This is a genomic window from Stratiformator vulcanicus, assembly GCF_007744515.1.
Lineage (GTDB): Bacteria > Planctomycetota > Planctomycetia > Planctomycetales > Planctomycetaceae > Stratiformator > Stratiformator vulcanicus.
Genome location: NZ_CP036268.1, coordinates 1,781,313 through 1,795,959, shown reverse-complemented (window position 1 = coordinate 1,795,959; position 14,647 = coordinate 1,781,313). Strand labels below are relative to the sequence as shown.

11 protein-coding genes and 1 tRNA gene are annotated in these 14,647 nt (G+C 59.7%); 7 read left to right on the top strand and 5 right to left on the bottom strand.

The features are described from left to right. The first annotated feature begins 20 nt into the window (after positions 1-20). The 5 genes from Pan189_RS06930 to trpS all read left to right on the top strand — a co-directional run bounded on the left by Pan189_RS06930 (position 21) and on the right by trpS (position 4,445). On the top strand, positions 21-1,280 hold the full coding sequence (locus Pan189_RS06930) for a nickel pincer cofactor-dependent isomerase, group 22 (protein ID WP_310821194.1): 1,260 nt from the start codon (positions 21-23) through the stop codon (positions 1,278-1,280). Between the two features lie 162 nt (positions 1,281-1,442). Beyond that, positions 1,443-1,516, top strand: a tRNA-Val gene (locus tag Pan189_RS06925). A gap of 111 nt (positions 1,517-1,627) precedes the next feature. After that, positions 1,628-2,572, top strand: coding sequence for a dihydroorotate dehydrogenase (locus Pan189_RS06920; RefSeq protein WP_145363217.1), 945 nt, complete (start codon positions 1,628-1,630; stop codon positions 2,570-2,572). A 238-nt stretch (positions 2,573-2,810) separates the two neighbouring features. Next, positions 2,811-3,410, top strand: coding sequence for a hypothetical protein (locus tag Pan189_RS06915; protein WP_310821193.1), 600 nt, complete (start codon positions 2,811-2,813; stop codon positions 3,408-3,410). 48 nt (positions 3,411-3,458) lie between these two features. Next, positions 3,459-4,445, top strand: coding sequence for a tryptophan--tRNA ligase (gene trpS / locus Pan189_RS06910; RefSeq protein WP_145363215.1), 987 nt, complete (start codon positions 3,459-3,461; stop codon positions 4,443-4,445). A 199-nt stretch (positions 4,446-4,644) separates the two neighbouring features. Here the strand turns inward: trpS and Pan189_RS06905 are convergent, their stop codons facing one another. Beyond that, complete coding sequence (locus tag Pan189_RS06905; protein WP_145363214.1) at positions 4,645-5,358, bottom strand: hypothetical protein; 714 nt, start codon at positions 5,356-5,358, stop codon at positions 4,645-4,647. A gap of 254 nt (positions 5,359-5,612) precedes the next feature. Here Pan189_RS06905 and acpS point away from each other — a divergent pair, with 254 nt between their 5' ends. Beyond that, positions 5,613-6,023, top strand: a complete 411-nt coding sequence (gene acpS / locus Pan189_RS06900) for a holo-ACP synthase (RefSeq protein WP_145363213.1) — start codon at positions 5,613-5,615, stop codon at positions 6,021-6,023. Between the two features lie 38 nt (positions 6,024-6,061). On the opposite strand, the gene Pan189_RS06895 is transcribed toward acpS, so the two are convergent. The 4 genes from Pan189_RS06895 to Pan189_RS06880 all read right to left on the bottom strand — a co-directional run bounded on the left by Pan189_RS06895 (position 6,062) and on the right by Pan189_RS06880 (position 11,829). Next, positions 6,062-6,790 (bottom strand): NTP transferase domain-containing protein, encoded by a 729-nt coding sequence (locus Pan189_RS06895; RefSeq protein ID WP_310821338.1) that lies wholly within the window; start codon positions 6,788-6,790, stop codon positions 6,062-6,064. A gap of 120 nt (positions 6,791-6,910) precedes the next feature. Further along, complete coding sequence (locus tag Pan189_RS06890) at positions 6,911-8,059, bottom strand: DUF6268 family outer membrane beta-barrel protein (RefSeq protein ID WP_145363211.1); 1,149 nt, start codon at positions 8,057-8,059, stop codon at positions 6,911-6,913. Positions 8,060-8,278: 219 nt separating this feature from the next. Further along, complete coding sequence (locus Pan189_RS06885) at positions 8,279-9,295, bottom strand: Vgb family protein (RefSeq protein WP_145363210.1); 1,017 nt, start codon at positions 9,293-9,295, stop codon at positions 8,279-8,281. Positions 9,296-9,627: 332 nt separating this feature from the next. Then, on the bottom strand, positions 9,628-11,829 hold the full coding sequence (locus Pan189_RS06880) for a hypothetical protein (protein WP_145363209.1): 2,202 nt from the start codon (positions 11,827-11,829) through the stop codon (positions 9,628-9,630). 395 nt (positions 11,830-12,224) lie between these two features. Between Pan189_RS06880 and Pan189_RS06875 the strand changes: the two genes are divergently transcribed. Next, positions 12,225-14,603, top strand: a complete 2,379-nt coding sequence (locus Pan189_RS06875) for an ATP-dependent helicase (protein ID WP_145363208.1) — start codon at positions 12,225-12,227, stop codon at positions 14,601-14,603. Positions 14,604-14,647 lie beyond the last annotated feature (44 nt).

The window sequence follows — 14,647 nt, the reverse complement described above, 5'->3', positions numbered from 1 at the left end:
CGATGCCGATCCTCCCGCAGATGTTACCCGTCAGACAGATATTCGACGCACAATCTGTCGAGGACGTCACCGCGGCTACTCACGACACTTTAAACAAAGCCGAGGTTGCCAAGAGCGTTCGCCCCGGTGAATCGGTAGCAATCACGGTCGGCAGTCGCGGCATCGCCAATCTCAAGGCCCTCGTCCGCGCACAGATCGAGTTCTTTCAGGCAGCCGGGGCCAAACCCTTCATCGTCCCAGCGATGGGCAGCCACGGCGGTGGTAATTCAGAGGGGCAACGTGCTCTGCTCGCGGGATTCGACCTGACCGAAGAATCGCTGGGAGTCGAAATTTGTTCGACGATGGAGACCGTTATTCTCGGCCGGACGGACGAAGGGATCGAAATCCACTTCGCAAAACCGGCGTTCGAAGCGGACCACGTCATCGTATTCAACAGGGTCAAACCGCACACCGACTTCGCCGGGCCGATCGAGAGCGGATTGCACAAAATGCTGATGATCGGCCTCGGCAAACGCAGCGGGGCCGAGATCTATCACCGCCACTGCCGTGGCGAAAGTTTTGAACCGATCGCGTCGAAGATCGTACCGCTTTTGTTGGAGAAATGCCCGGTCTTGTGCGGGCTCGCTGTTGTGGAGAACGCCCGCGAAGAAACCGCGCACGTCGAAGCGGTCCGGCCGGAGAGCTTCGCATCTCGTGAGCCGGAGTTGCTGCAAATGGCCCGCAAATGGATGCCCCGTCTCCCGGTCAACGAGGTTGACCTGCTGATTATTGACCAGTTCGGCAAGGAGATCAGCGGAACGGGTATGGACATGAACGTCGTCGGGCGAAAATTTCTGCGGCACTTCCCGTCCGATCGCGAATCGGTGCGCTGCAAGCGCATCTTTGTTCGCAGCGTGACCGTGAAATCAAAAGGGAACGGCTGCGGCATCGGCTATGCAGACTTTACCAACGACCGAACCGTCGCCGCGATTGATCGCGAAATCACCGGAATCAACTGCGTCACCAGCGGTCACGTCAGCGGTGCTCACATCCCGGTTTCGTTCCCGACCGATCGTGAATGCATTGAAACTGCCTTGCGAACGATCGGCCCGACGCCGCCGCAGGAGGCGCGCGTTGTTCGGATCCTCGACACGCTTCATCTCGAATCGGTCGAGGTCAGTGAATCCTGTCTGCCCGACATCGCTGCCAATCCGCAATCGGAACCTTCGGGCCCGGTGCGATCGTTTCAATTCGATTCCGACGGCAATCTCACCCGGCTCTCTGATCAGCACAGCGGGTGAGTCAAACAACGCCCGCGCTGTCGCTGCGTGGTCCGCTCAGAGCATCCGGCGAACCTGTCGAGCCGTTGCGGCGTCATACCGATCAACATCGGGCTTTTCGCTTGACGCCTGCCCAAGTCAGACGTAGCTTTCACGACCCTGCCACACCACGGCAGCCGCTACGGACCCGTAGCTCAGTTGGTTAGAGCGCATGCTTGACATGCATGAGGTCGTTGGTTCGAGTCCAATCGGGTCCATTTGTCTTAACTTCCTTCGGCGCTGAGATTTCCGCCGGAGTTGAGATTTCGGCCGAAGCTGAAATTGCACTTCCTGCCGACGGTCGCCAGCCCTGCCCGATCTCGCGCGTTATGAGCCGACTTTCCGTCCGTTTGAATCGGCTTACGCTGTCGAATCCGATCCTGGTCGCATCGGGAACATTCGGCTACGCGCGGGAAATGGCTGAGTTCGTCGACTTCTCCAAGATCGGCGGCGTGATTCCTAAGACTGTCACCCCGCTTCCACGCGCGGGCAATCCGCCGCCGCGGACCGTTGAGACACCGTCGGGCCTGTTGAACTCGATCGGCCTCGACAACGACGGGCTCGACGCTTTCATCCAAAAGCATCTTGAGTATCTGACCGGATTGCCGACGGCTCTGATCGTCAACATCGCCGGAAAGAACGAAGCCGAGTTCGTGGCGATGGCATCGCGATTGGCCGAGTTCGATGGGATCGCGGCCCTCGAACTCAACATTTCCTGCCCGAACGTCAGTGGCGGTGTCGACTACGGGACCGATCCGGACAAGGCCGCGGCTGTCGTTCGCGGCGTCGTCGATGCCTGTCCGTTCCCGGTGATTGCCAAACTGACGCCAAACGTCACGAGCGTCCCCGTTATCGCTCAGGCAGCGGCCGAAGCGGGGGCCGATGCGGTTTCGCTAATCAACACCTTTCAGGGCATGGCGATCGACTGGCGCCGCCGGCAACCGATCCTCGGCAACGGCATCGGCGGCCTGTCCGGACCAGCGATCAAACCGCTGGCTTTGCGGATCGTGTGGCAGGTGGCTCAGGCCGTTGATGTCCCGATCATCGGTATCGGGGGCATTCAGTCGATCGACGACGTGATGGAGTTCCTCGTCGCCGGGGCTACCGCCGTGCAGGTCGGAACCGCGAACTTCTACAAGCCGGGGCTGTCTTCCGATCTGACGGCGCAACTTGAGGCGATCGTTGTAGAGGCCGATTGCGACGACGTCACACAATTCGTCGGAACCCTCGGCCCGGCCAAGACCGCGGTTCAAGCCGGGACGCCGCGCGGGTAGAATGAAGGCATGTCTCTCAATTAATTTCATCAAGGGTGGGACAACTTATGCCAACGAAATCGAAAGAATATCGGATCCTACTCAAGCCGCTCGGACGGCCGAAGAGCTTCACGCGCGCCCAAGCTCGTGAAGCGGTCCGTCAGGTTATTTCGGAGAGTCGATCGGAGGCAGGCAACAGCAGACAAGCTAAACGTCGGATTGCGAAGAAGTGAGCGGCCAATATGAGACGAACATCTTCGTGAACTGTCCTTTTGATGCTGACTATCGTCCGATCTTTGATGCAATTCTCTTCGCAATCTACGACTGCGGCTTTCGCCCCCGCTGTGCTCTCGAAGACGAAGACAGCAGCCAGATCCGGGTCCATAAAATTAGAGACCTGATCGGGACTTCGCAGTTCGCGATCCACGATATTTCGCGCGTTCAAATGGATGCGATTTCTGGATTTCCTCGCTTCAATATGCCGCTCGAACTCGGAATGTTTCTCGGCGCGAAGTGGTTCGGGGCACCTCCCCAAGATAGCAAGAATTGCCTGATACTCGATACGGAGAGGTATCGTTTCCAGCAATTTCTATCGGATATTTCGGGTCAGGACATCCGAGCACATGACGACGATCCGAACCGGGCGGTCACACAGATCCGGAATTGGCTGAACACTTTCAGCCAACGTCGACTTCCCAGCGCCCGTCGGATAATTTCGCGGTATGAAGCGTTTCGGAAACAATGGGTAAAGCTTGCGAGAAAGCTATCCGTTGACGAAGACGAGCCGACGTTCCGGGACGTTGAAGAACTGATTTACCATTGGCTCGACCAGAATCCGCTGCGCGGTCGCCGCATTTGAACTCTTAAGCTCCGCCCGACAGACGAAGACGATCGGCATCGACTCAACATGAAAGTCCTCTCCGGCATCCAGCCCACCGGCCGTTTTCACTGGGGCAACTACTTCGGCGCGATCAAGCAGTACATTGAACTGCAGACCGCCGAGCAGGCCTTCTATTTCATCGCCGACCTGCACGCGATGACCACCATCCGCGGCGAACCGGAAACCCTCGCCGGGTTCAGTCGCGACGCGGCGATTGATCTTTTATCGCTGGGTCTCGATCCGAATCAGGCGGTGCTGTTTCGGCAGTCGGACGTGCCGGAGATCACGGAGTTATACTGGGCTCTGCTGACGATCACGCAGATGCACCTGCTCGACAAGGGCCACTCGTTCAAAGAGAAGAAGGACCGCGGCCTCCCCGCCGATGCGGGCCTCTACACCTATCCCATTTTGCAGGCGGCTGACATTCTGCTGTACGACTCCGACACCGTGCCCGTCGGGGCCGATCAGGTACAGCACATCGAGATCACACGCGACCTCGCCGCGCGGTTCAATCACATCTACGGCGAAACACTTGTGCTGCCCAAGGCGCACGTCGTCGAGGCCACCGGCAAGGTCGTCGGCACCGACGGCGAGAAGATGTCCAAGAGCTACGGCAACACGATCGATATTTTCGAGCCGACGCCTAAGAAACTCCGCAAGAAGATCATGGCGATCAAGACCGACTCCACCCCGGTTGAAGACCCCAAGGAGCCCGAAGGCGACTCAGTCTTCACCCTTTACAAGCTGTTCGCCGACGACCAACAGCAGGCCGCCCTCGCCGAGCGCTACCGCGCCGGCGGCATGGGTTACGGCGACGCCAAGCAAACTCTCTACGAAGCGGCGATGGACTACTTCGGCCCGGCGTTCGAGAAGCGACAGGAACTAGAGGAAGACCTCGATACGGTTGAAGATGTCCTGCGAGCCGGTGCGGAAAAGGCGCGGGCGAAGGGAGCGGAGGTATTGGATCGCGTACGGTCGGCGGTGGGGTTTAAGAAACGATCGAGCGCTCCCTAACGGTCGCGGCTAAAAGACGTTGCGTTTAATCAGGGGTGCCGGGGGCGTGTCGCCCCCGCAGTGTTCGATTCGTGACCATCTTGCACCATATCAACTCCAACCTCAAAACCTGCCGAGGGTGGAAAGGGTGCAAGTAAAACGCGAACATCCTGATGCGGGGGCGACACGCACCCCGCCACACAGACTCCAGCGAACTCCCTCAGCTTTCGACAATTTCGTGACGCAGGAGTTCCCGGGCGAGAAGGTCGACGAGGTCATCTTTCGAGCCGAGCAAGTGAGCGCGAACGTAGGATTTCCATTGTCGCTTGTAGAAGAACGACTCAATTACAGAGTTGAGCGGATAGTCCTCGTTCTCGACGAGCGAGATAAGGAAGTGCCAAGCAGCCGGACTTTCTTGGTTTTTAACGATTATCAACATCAGGGAACCGAGAGCATAAATCGGTTCTCGATAGAGGTCTCCCTCGGCACGAGTCAGTCGCCATAATAAGAGACGCAAGGCCGCGTCCGATGTTTGGGGACCGAGTTTGAGTGCACTATCGATCAACTGAATGACCGAGCAATCGCTTCCCAAGTCGTAACCGTCGTTGTCCGGCTCGACATCGGCGCGGATGAGCGCAGTACAACAGAATAATCGCATCCAGTGCCCACGCTCACCGTGACCGCCGGGAGACCATGTGCGATCTTCGGGGACGGAGTAACGGATTAGTTGAAGAACCTCTAACGGCTCCCACTCCATCGGTGCGAGAATCTCGCCCTTCGCGATCCGACGCAATGCCTTTAGGTGGGCATCAGCATCCATCCCATAGTCCGCCCTCGCGATTTCCCGCAGCATCTCCGAATCGGTATGCTGCACCACGAGCCGATGTAGCGGCTCTGGAGATGGGTTGAATTGCTCGAGAAGATCGAAAGACATGGGGCATCCGCGAGTCGTGGCGGCGGGGGATTCTCGATTAGACTCCGAACGTCGGCAAAGGTTCGCTCCGTGGCCAGCATGACGCTATTGGTTGAACGACGGAAGAAGTCACCACAAAATCCCGTGACCGTGGCTGAAGCAATCAACACCCAACCAAGACCTCTTGTCGCTCTGCGACCCGGACCTGTAGGGTCCGGGCCACCCATTGATTCAAACCACTCACCACTCACCTCTAACCCCTCACCTTTCAAAAAATGTTCGCCGGACTCGGAACTGATATTGTCGAAGTGCAGCGGATCGCCGAGATGATCGAGCGGCACGGGGAGCACTTTTTGGAGCGAACCTTCACCGACGGTGAGCGGGCCTATTGCGACCGGCATAAAAACTCGGCCCAGAATTACGCCGGCCGTTGGGCTGCCAAAGAAGCTGCAATGAAGGCCCTCGGCACCGGATTCATCAAGGGCATTCGCTGGACCGAGGTGGAAGTAGTGAACCTGAAAAGCGGCGCACCGAAACTCGTACTGCACGGCGGCACGAAAGAGTTCGCCTTGAAGCTCGGCATCGCCGAGATCGCGATCTCCATTTCGCATTCCAAGGAGTACGCGACATCAACGGCGATTGCTCTCCGAGGAGTAGCGACGCGCGAGCAGCGCGAGGAGGAGTAAATCGCAAAGCCCACGGGCACCGCCCCGTGGGTCCGCGCCTACCTCTCACTCAAGACCCGCTCAACTTCTTGAAGTTGCTCCCGCGTATTCACGCCCATGGCTTCCTCGATGGCAAACACGGGGGCGGCTCGGACCGCCTTGCCGTCTGCTAGCAGAATTGCGGCGCAATCGGTGAGATAATATTCCGCTTGATCGTTCTCCGGCTTTAATTTTTTCAGCGCCGACAGCAGGTCCGGCGCACGGAAGGCATAGCAGCCGGTATTAATTTCTTGAATCGCCCGCTGCGCCTCGGACGCATCGCGCTCTTCAACAATTCTTATAAAGTTGCCGGACTCATCGCGGACGATCCGGCCGAGACCTTTATTGTTCTTGGTCATCGCCGAACCGACAACGCAGGCGGCGGCGTGCGATTGTTGTTCGTCGAGCAGCGCCTGCAGTGAGGTCGACTTCAGCAATGGCGTGTCGCCGGCGAGGACGAGGACCGGACCCTGCGCGTTTTTCATTGCCGGTTCGACCATCATCACGGCGTGACCGGTCCCCAATTGCTCTTCCTGCAATACAAATTCGACGTCGGTGTGATGCGATAGCAATGCTTGGACTTCGTCGGCTCCGTAACCCACAACCACGATCATGCGGCTCACCCCGGCGCCGCGGGCCGCGTCGAGGACGTATTCGATCATGGGCCGACCCGATATTTCATGGGCGACTTTGGGAAGCTCTGACTTCATCCGCGTGCCTTTGCCCGCGGCCAGAATGATCGCCGTCACTTCGCTCAAGGTGCTCTCCGAGATCGTTTTATAATTTTTGAGCGGGGAGCGAGCTCAGTGGGCACGGGGTCTGTGCCGAGCTTGCCGTCCCTTGCTTGCGCTGCAAGCTAATTTACGACTTTAGAAACGAATGCCGCCGCGGATGATGGCACCGTCGTCGACGCCGAAGCCGCCACCGCGCTTAAAGTCGAATTCGCGATTAAAGACGTATCCGCCTTCAATGAAGGTTGTGCCCCAGCCCTGATCTTTGCGAGCACCGAGAACCAGGCGGACGTCTTCCATTTGCATCTGATCACGTCGACCGCCGCGTTCGACTTCCCAACTCTCCACGTTGTATTCGATGTCCGCATAAATCCATGTTGGTTTTCCCCACATGTGACCGGCAAAGTACGTGATTCGGGACTTCGGGAACAGGGCCCGAATTTCCCACCGGTCGTTCGGCGTCCAGATGATACCGCCGTAGGGAATGATCATGTCGTCGAGCCGGTCCCAATAGCCCACACCGCCGGCGAACGTAAATTGCGGCGAAGCCTGATAGAACAAGACACCGCGACCGTCGAACTGGAACGCTTCGCGCGACAGTCCGTTTCCAAAGTCGGTGTTGATCGACGGGTTGAAGGCCAATTGGGCGCTCCACTGGGGAGCAACGGGGACGTCGAGCACGAAGTCCCAGCCGAAGCGGTAAACGTCGGCGGGAACTCCGTTAAACACGCCCAAATTCGGTGATGTCGGACCGTCGAACAGCCGGACGTCGAACTCGTTCGCGAAGGTGAATGCGGTGCCGTTTCCGAAAATTTTCGTATTTGCCAGTTCGAGGTCGAATTCGGTGATCGCAAGAGAACCGTACGGGGAAGACGCCCCCGAATCGAACAGGTAGCCGGCGTCGAAATCGAAAGAGTAGCCCGGCCGATACGGCTGCGGGCCGTTTGTGCCATAAGTGTAGAACGACCCACCCGATCCGTATTGCGGAACCGGCGCTCCGAACGTTCCGCCCGGCGCGGCGAACGGATCGCCGTTGTAGGGACCCGTCGGCGGAGGTTGAGCGGGAAAGCCCGGACCATTCGACGGCGGGATGCCACCGGGGTCGAACGTCGTTGGGGGATTGCCGAAATCTCCGCCCGGCGGGGGGAGTTCGTCGTAAAACGGAGACTGGGCGCGTACGACCTCATCGTATCCTTCGGCGAAGTGATACGACGAAAACGAACCGTCCGACTCCGTATCCGGCGGCGCTGCCAACAGCGCAGCCGCACACAGCAGGGCGACGTCCACGTTCAATCCTGTGCTGCTGGGTCGCGGGTACGGGTGCACTGCCGCCGCGGGAAGGCGACATTTTCGGGAATTGCGCACCCCATTCATCTACGGGGCAGAGCTTGTCGCAAAATCGCGCGGGTCGGTCAACTGCGATCCGAGAGCGATCATCTGGACCGCAATATCGGCGTCAGGGCGCCCGCAAACAGTCGCGTCGAACAATAGCCCTTACCCTTACCCTTACGTCACCGGTCCTTCAGCGATTGCGTCGGCAATCGTGCCGGGGTCCGGCTCAGAAGCGGGTTTCGGCTTCGCGAGGCCGCCGGGCCGGCGAAATTGCAGCTTCAGACGGTCCCCGCAGTGCGGGCAATCGACGAACACGTTGATCACCACTCGCAGGAGCGTATGCCGCTCGGTATTGACGAGGTAGATGTTGTCGTGCTTATCAAACGCGATTGATGACGTTCCGGTGGGGACGTGGGCGAATGTCCGCTTGCCCCCCGATCCGTCGATGTAGAGTAATTCATTCCCGACCTCGCAGGCCACGATCAGATGTCCTTCCGAATCGACGGCCAGGTCGACCGGGTCACGAAGTCCTTCACGCAGCAACTCCAATTCGCCCGATGTCGAGATCTGTCGGATGCTGCCGTCGATCGTGCTCGCGATGAGTAGTCGGCCGACCGGATCGACCGTAATCGCCGATGGCTGTGGCAATCCCGAGGCAATCGTCGTCCAGCTTCCGTCCGGCCCGATCCGGGCGACCGTTCCGTCCAAACACGCGACGAAAGGTGTTCCGTCCGGGGCGACGGTCACGTCGACCGGTCCGGGCAGTCCCGCCGCGTGGACGAACAACTCACCCTCGGCGTTGATCAGCAACAGGGCTCCAGCACCGAGCATCCCCGATGCGAACTCCGTGACGAGAATCTCGTCACGTCCGTAGGCGGCGACGCCGGTCGGTTCGAGGATGTCCGCGGCAATGACCGTCGCGGTACCTTCCGTCGTGAAACGGGTCAACGTTCCGAGCGTTGAATCGACGACGAGCGCTGTCCCGTCGGGCGCGGCTTCGACGCGACGCGGAAGAGTCAATCGGCTCGCCAACTTTCGGACGGTCGGCTTGGCATCAATCTGCAGGGTATGGGACCCGTGCGCGGCTGGCCGGTCGTCTACCTGAGCGTGAGCAAGCGAAGGAAGTTGGAGCAGCATCGGTAGTGCGGCGAACAGAAACCCAATCGCTCGTCCCGTCTGCGACCGCCGCATAAGCCACTTCCTTTCTCCGGAGAGTTCCGGACAGCGACGACGGTCTTGCGCTCGACCTCGCCCCGTTTCCTGAGAGATGAACCTATCGTGAGGTTCAAACCCGCTGCGGTCAACGTTCGATCGAGTTTATGGGGCAAATGAGCAGAACATTCCTTCAGGCGGGCAGCGAGACGTCGTCGGTGACGCGGGGCCACAAGCACTGACGGATTTGCGATCTTTCATTGCAAAACACGCGAATTCGAAAAGCGCAAGAAAGAACCCACGCTTCCGAAAACGTGGGCTCTGACTGAATGAGGCCAGCTTATCGTCCGGCGCGGGGCCATCGGTCGGAATTATCTGGCGGTCACCGTCAACCAGCCGTCCGTGGCGTCGATTTCGGTCACGTAGACCTTCACGTCCGAAGCGTTGTCTCGATCGACGGTGAGCGCGGCCGAACGTTCGGACGGTTCGATCGTGTCTTCGATCTTTTTGATCATCACGCGAGCCCGAGCGATCTGCGCCTGTTGCCCCGGCAGCGGTACGACCGAGACGTCTCCCCGCTCGATCATCAGAGTCTCCCCTTCGACCTTCGGCGTAAGCGGAACGGTCACGAGCTGCGGCGGAATGTCACCGTCTTCCTGGACGATGCCGACACGCAGAATCAGTTCGACCGATCCATTTTGAATCCGGAACGAGACTGGGTTCGTGTCATTAAACACGTAGACCGACGGGTCGCTCTCTTCAGAGGCGTCCGACGGTGTCGGAGGCTCGTTGTCGCTCAGTGAGACTTCCCGACCGAGCAGTCCTTCCAGCCATTCCTCCAGCTTGCCGGCGAATTCATCCGACGTCAGTTCCTGCCCCGCGACATCCCAATTCGCCGCGGAAGCGGTTAGCACGCTTTCGTGCAGGCGGAATGTAATTTCCGATGAACTCGTCGCCGGAGTCGGACTCCGGAAGCCGCCCACGACAGGGCCGTCAGCATCGACGATCCGATCGGAGAGGAGGACCTCTGATGAGGTCGACTCGACATAGGTTCGCGTCTGCCGGAGACCGGCGTCGGCGAGCCGATCGGTGACATTGCCGAAGTCGGAAAATGAGTCTCGGACTCCATCTTCAAATGGCGGCAAGACCCGCTGGCGGACACGCATCTTGGCATGTCCTAGCGCGATCCCCCGTCGGCTGTTCGCCGTTCGCAAAGCTTGCCGACGTGCGATACCTCCGAGGAGCCAGTCAAATCTGGTCCGCGCCCCGACGTTGCGGACACTCGGTTTGACATCGATCGACGCGGCACCGAATGAAATGCCGTTGCCGTCAAATGTCAGCGTCTTACGCGCGTGAAAGTCGTGAGACCCGACTGAAGCAATCGTTGCTTGCTTCGTATAGCCGTTCGTGCGGCTGTTCACGGTTCCATCCAGCGTGATCGCGAAGCGCGCCTTCCCGCGAGACGGAATGAGCGAGATACCGGTCCGGGAGTTGGTTGTCTGGTTACCCCGCACGTTCGCACCGGCGACGTAGTCGACGACCCGCCCCGAATCGACCCGGTTCGTGCGGATCAACTTTCGCAGAAATTCTTCACCGACGACCGCGTGGACGTTCGACGCCATATAATTCGATTTCACGACATCGGCCAACGAGTCTGCGGCAGCCGGAGAAAGTTCGTCAACACGCTCGATCGCGTCGTGCAAAGCCTGCCCGGTGGTCGAATTGATTTCATTCTCGTAGTCCTCCGTCGCTTGGATGAAATCACCCAATGCGTCACGCAATGCCGATTGGCCGTCATTCTCTTCGGCATCATTCTTCGGCGCAGCAGGAACGGCAGCCGCGGCGGTCAAGCGCTCGGCGGATGCCTTCAACTCGCGAAGCACGGCTTTGTTCATAAAGGCGGCTTGGGCGTCGTTCTGAGAATTGTCGACGCTCAATCGGTTGGAAAGCGTTTCGATCGGCTCGACATCGAACTCACCCGATAAGGCCGATTCGGCCGCATCGAGTTGCAGATAGTCGACCCACGCAGAACCACCGGTGATCGAATCCAACTTCTTTCGCGCCGCCGCGATGTCGCGTCGAACCGCGATTTTCGCTTTCTCCAGTTGAGAAATCGGTTCGCCGGTCACCGGCTGCTCCAGCGAATTGAGCACAGCTTCGGCGACGTCGACCCGTCGGGCGAGTGGGCCTGCCAGCGAATGAATCGCGGCGCGCTCACTCGGATCATCGGTTTGTGCTGCCCGCTCTGAGAGCAGCTCAAGGCGATCGCGTAGATTTCCGATCGCTGCCCGCTGGTCGGACACCGACTTGCCCGAGACGTTGTAGAGCCCCACAACGTCTTCATAGGAAGCTTGCGCGAAGTCAGAGGAGTCGTCTCCCAACCGGAACCAGGCTTCTTCGTCGATCTCAGCCGGCACGAATCCGGGCAGCAGACCATCGAGTCCGAGCTCCGACTGCTGGGCGAACGCGGTGGACGCGCCGTTGAGCAGCCAGGAGGCGGTTACCAGCGAAAAGACGGCGACCCACCCCGACGCGCGTCGGGCTCGTGAAGAATGCGTCAGTGTGTCTGACATCGATTGACTCTCTTGCGGCGCTGGACTTGAAGATCGACTGCCTCAGCAATGAGACAGACCGGTTCATCATGTGTTAAAAACTATCGACTGGGCAGTATGGGTTGGTCGCGAAGAAGTTCGCACGGAGAGTCTTCGCAGACTAAGCAATGCGACTCGGCCGCTTCACGCCCCCCATTCCACTTAAACCTCCCAGACGTAACACGGTATAGCGTCGATACGTCCGTCGCAATCAATTTGACAGCGGACGATCAATATGGGGGGACGCCCCGTCGCGAGCGACATCCCGGCGTGGTGCGCTGGTCGGCACCTCCTCACTCCCGGTAGGCTGAGCGAAATCGGGTCGAAATCGAGCGGTTTTCGCCGGCCCGCGACGGAGTGCGGAGTAATAGGGACCGATGAAAAACTCTGATAACGGCTTCGACGCCGCGGACGCAGCGGTGGCGGGCTCAGGTGCGAATGACCTGACCGAACCGCAAAACGCCGCCGTCGAACACTTCGAGGGACCGCTGCTCGTTCTCGCCGGACCCGGCTCGGGCAAGACGCGCGTCATCACCCGCCGCATCGCCCGCCTGGTCGAGCGTGGCGTCGATCCGCGCGAAATTCTCGCGATCACATTCACCAACAAGGCCGCCGGCGAGATGGGCACGCGGGTCCAGCAACTGCTGCCCGGGGCGTATGTCTGGGTGAGTACGTTTCACCGCTTTTGTGCGCGGCTGCTGCGAAAACGCCCCGAAGCCGTAGGCCTGAAGACGAACTTTTCGATCTACGACACCGCCGATCAACAGCAGCTCATGAAGCAGGTGCTGCGCGATCTCGACATCGACGCGACCCACTATTCGCCCCGCAAGCTGCTCCATCAGATCGGCCACGCCAAGAACGCGATGATTACCGCCGAGACGTATGCCCGGCAGTTCAATGACCGCGTCGGCGATCACATGCAGTCGGTCACGGCGAAGGTCTACCCCGCCTATCAGCGAGCGCTCCTCGATGCCAATGCCGTTGATTTCGACGACCTCCTGCTGCACGTCGTGATGCTGCTGTCGGAAAATGAAGAGATTCGCTCAGACCTCGACAACCGCTTCAAATTCGTTCTGGTCGACGAATACCAGGACACCAACACCGCCCAGTACACGATCGTGCGAGCGCTCGCACAGGACGAACCCCACGTCTGCGTGACCGGCGACCCCGACCAGTCGATCTACGGCTGGCGCGGCGCGAAGATCGAGAACATTCTCAAATTCGAACGCGATTATCCCGACGCAACGACGATCCGCCTCGAAGACAACTTCCGCAGCACGAAGTCGATTCTCAAGGCGGCCGACGACTTGATCGCCCACAATGTCCATCGCAAGAAGAAGGTCCTCCGCACGCAAAATGACGACGGTCGCGACGTGACGCGAATGCGACTCCGCGACGGTAAAGCCGAAGCCGAGGCCATCGCCGAACGAATCGTCGACGCTCATCGCGAAGAGGGGCGGCCGTATTCGGACATTGCGATTTTCTACCGCGTCAACGCTCTGTCGCGTGAGATCGAACGCGCGCTCGGCCGGCAAAAAATCCCGTATCAAGTCGCCGCGGGCACGGCGTTCTATGACCGGGCCGAAGTGAAAGACGTCCTCGGCTACCTGCGGCTGATCGCTAATCCTGATGACGTCGTCGCCTTTCGCCGGATCGTCAACAAACCCAAGCGGGCGATCGGCGATAAGACGCAGCAGCGGGTCACCTCATGGGCCGAGGAGCAGCGCGTCGACGCGGTCGAAGCCTCCCGGCACGCCGAGCAGATCAAGTCGCTCAGCAAACGCGCCGCGACGTCCGTCAAGAAGTTTGGGGCGCTGATCGACGCCCTCGACGAACATGCCGAGGGACCGGTCGGCGAGTTGATGAAGCAGGTCCTCGACCAAACCGGCTACGCCGAAGAGCTGAAAAACGAGGACTCGGAAGAGTCGATGCAGCGACTGGCGAATGTCGAAGAACTTTTGACCGCCGCCTGCGAATACGATCGCGAAGCGGGTGAAGAGGGTTCGCTACCCGGCTTCCTCGAGCAGACGAGCCTCACCAACGAGACCGACACCGTCGATGAAGAGGCCGGCAAGGTCACGCTCATGACGCTGCACGCGGCCAAGGGCTTGGAGTTCCCGGTCGTCTTTGTGGTGGCTGTCGAACAGATGCTGTTGCCGCATGAGCGATCGCTCAAGAGCCACAGCATCATGGAGCTTGAAGAAGAACGTCGGCTGCTCTTCGTGGGCATCACCCGGGCGATGGAGGAGCTGACCCTCTCGCATGTCGAACGCCGTGAGTTCCGCGGGCGACCCACGCTCGCCGTACCGAGCGAGTTCCTCAGCGAAATGAACCTCGAAGTCGATGACCGCGTGTCCGACCCCGGACGGGGGGGGCCTGCGGCAGCAGAGGAGTGGGAGAACCACTCTGACTTCGACGACTTTGCGTTCGGTGATGCGAGCGAAGAAACAGAAAACTCCAACGAAAAAATTGAGGAGTCGCCTAAGGCGAAACCGTCGCAAGGGCAGCCGAAGGTCGGCGGGTTGACCACGGGAGCGGCGTTATTGGGTGGCGGGACGTCTCAGCAGGCCGAACTCCGGGCCGGCTTTGCGGTTGGCGATAAGGTCCGTCATCCGCGCTACGGAACCGGTATCGTCGTTGAAACCGATGGCTTCGCCAGAAACCGCAGGGTCACCGTCGAGTTCGAAGACAGCCAGGACCGCGCCACCTTCGTCGCCGACAAATCCCCGCTCCAACCGATCGGGCTTCGCCCTTAGCTGTCGGCTGTCAGCGATCCGCTATCAGCTCCGCGCGCGGAAGA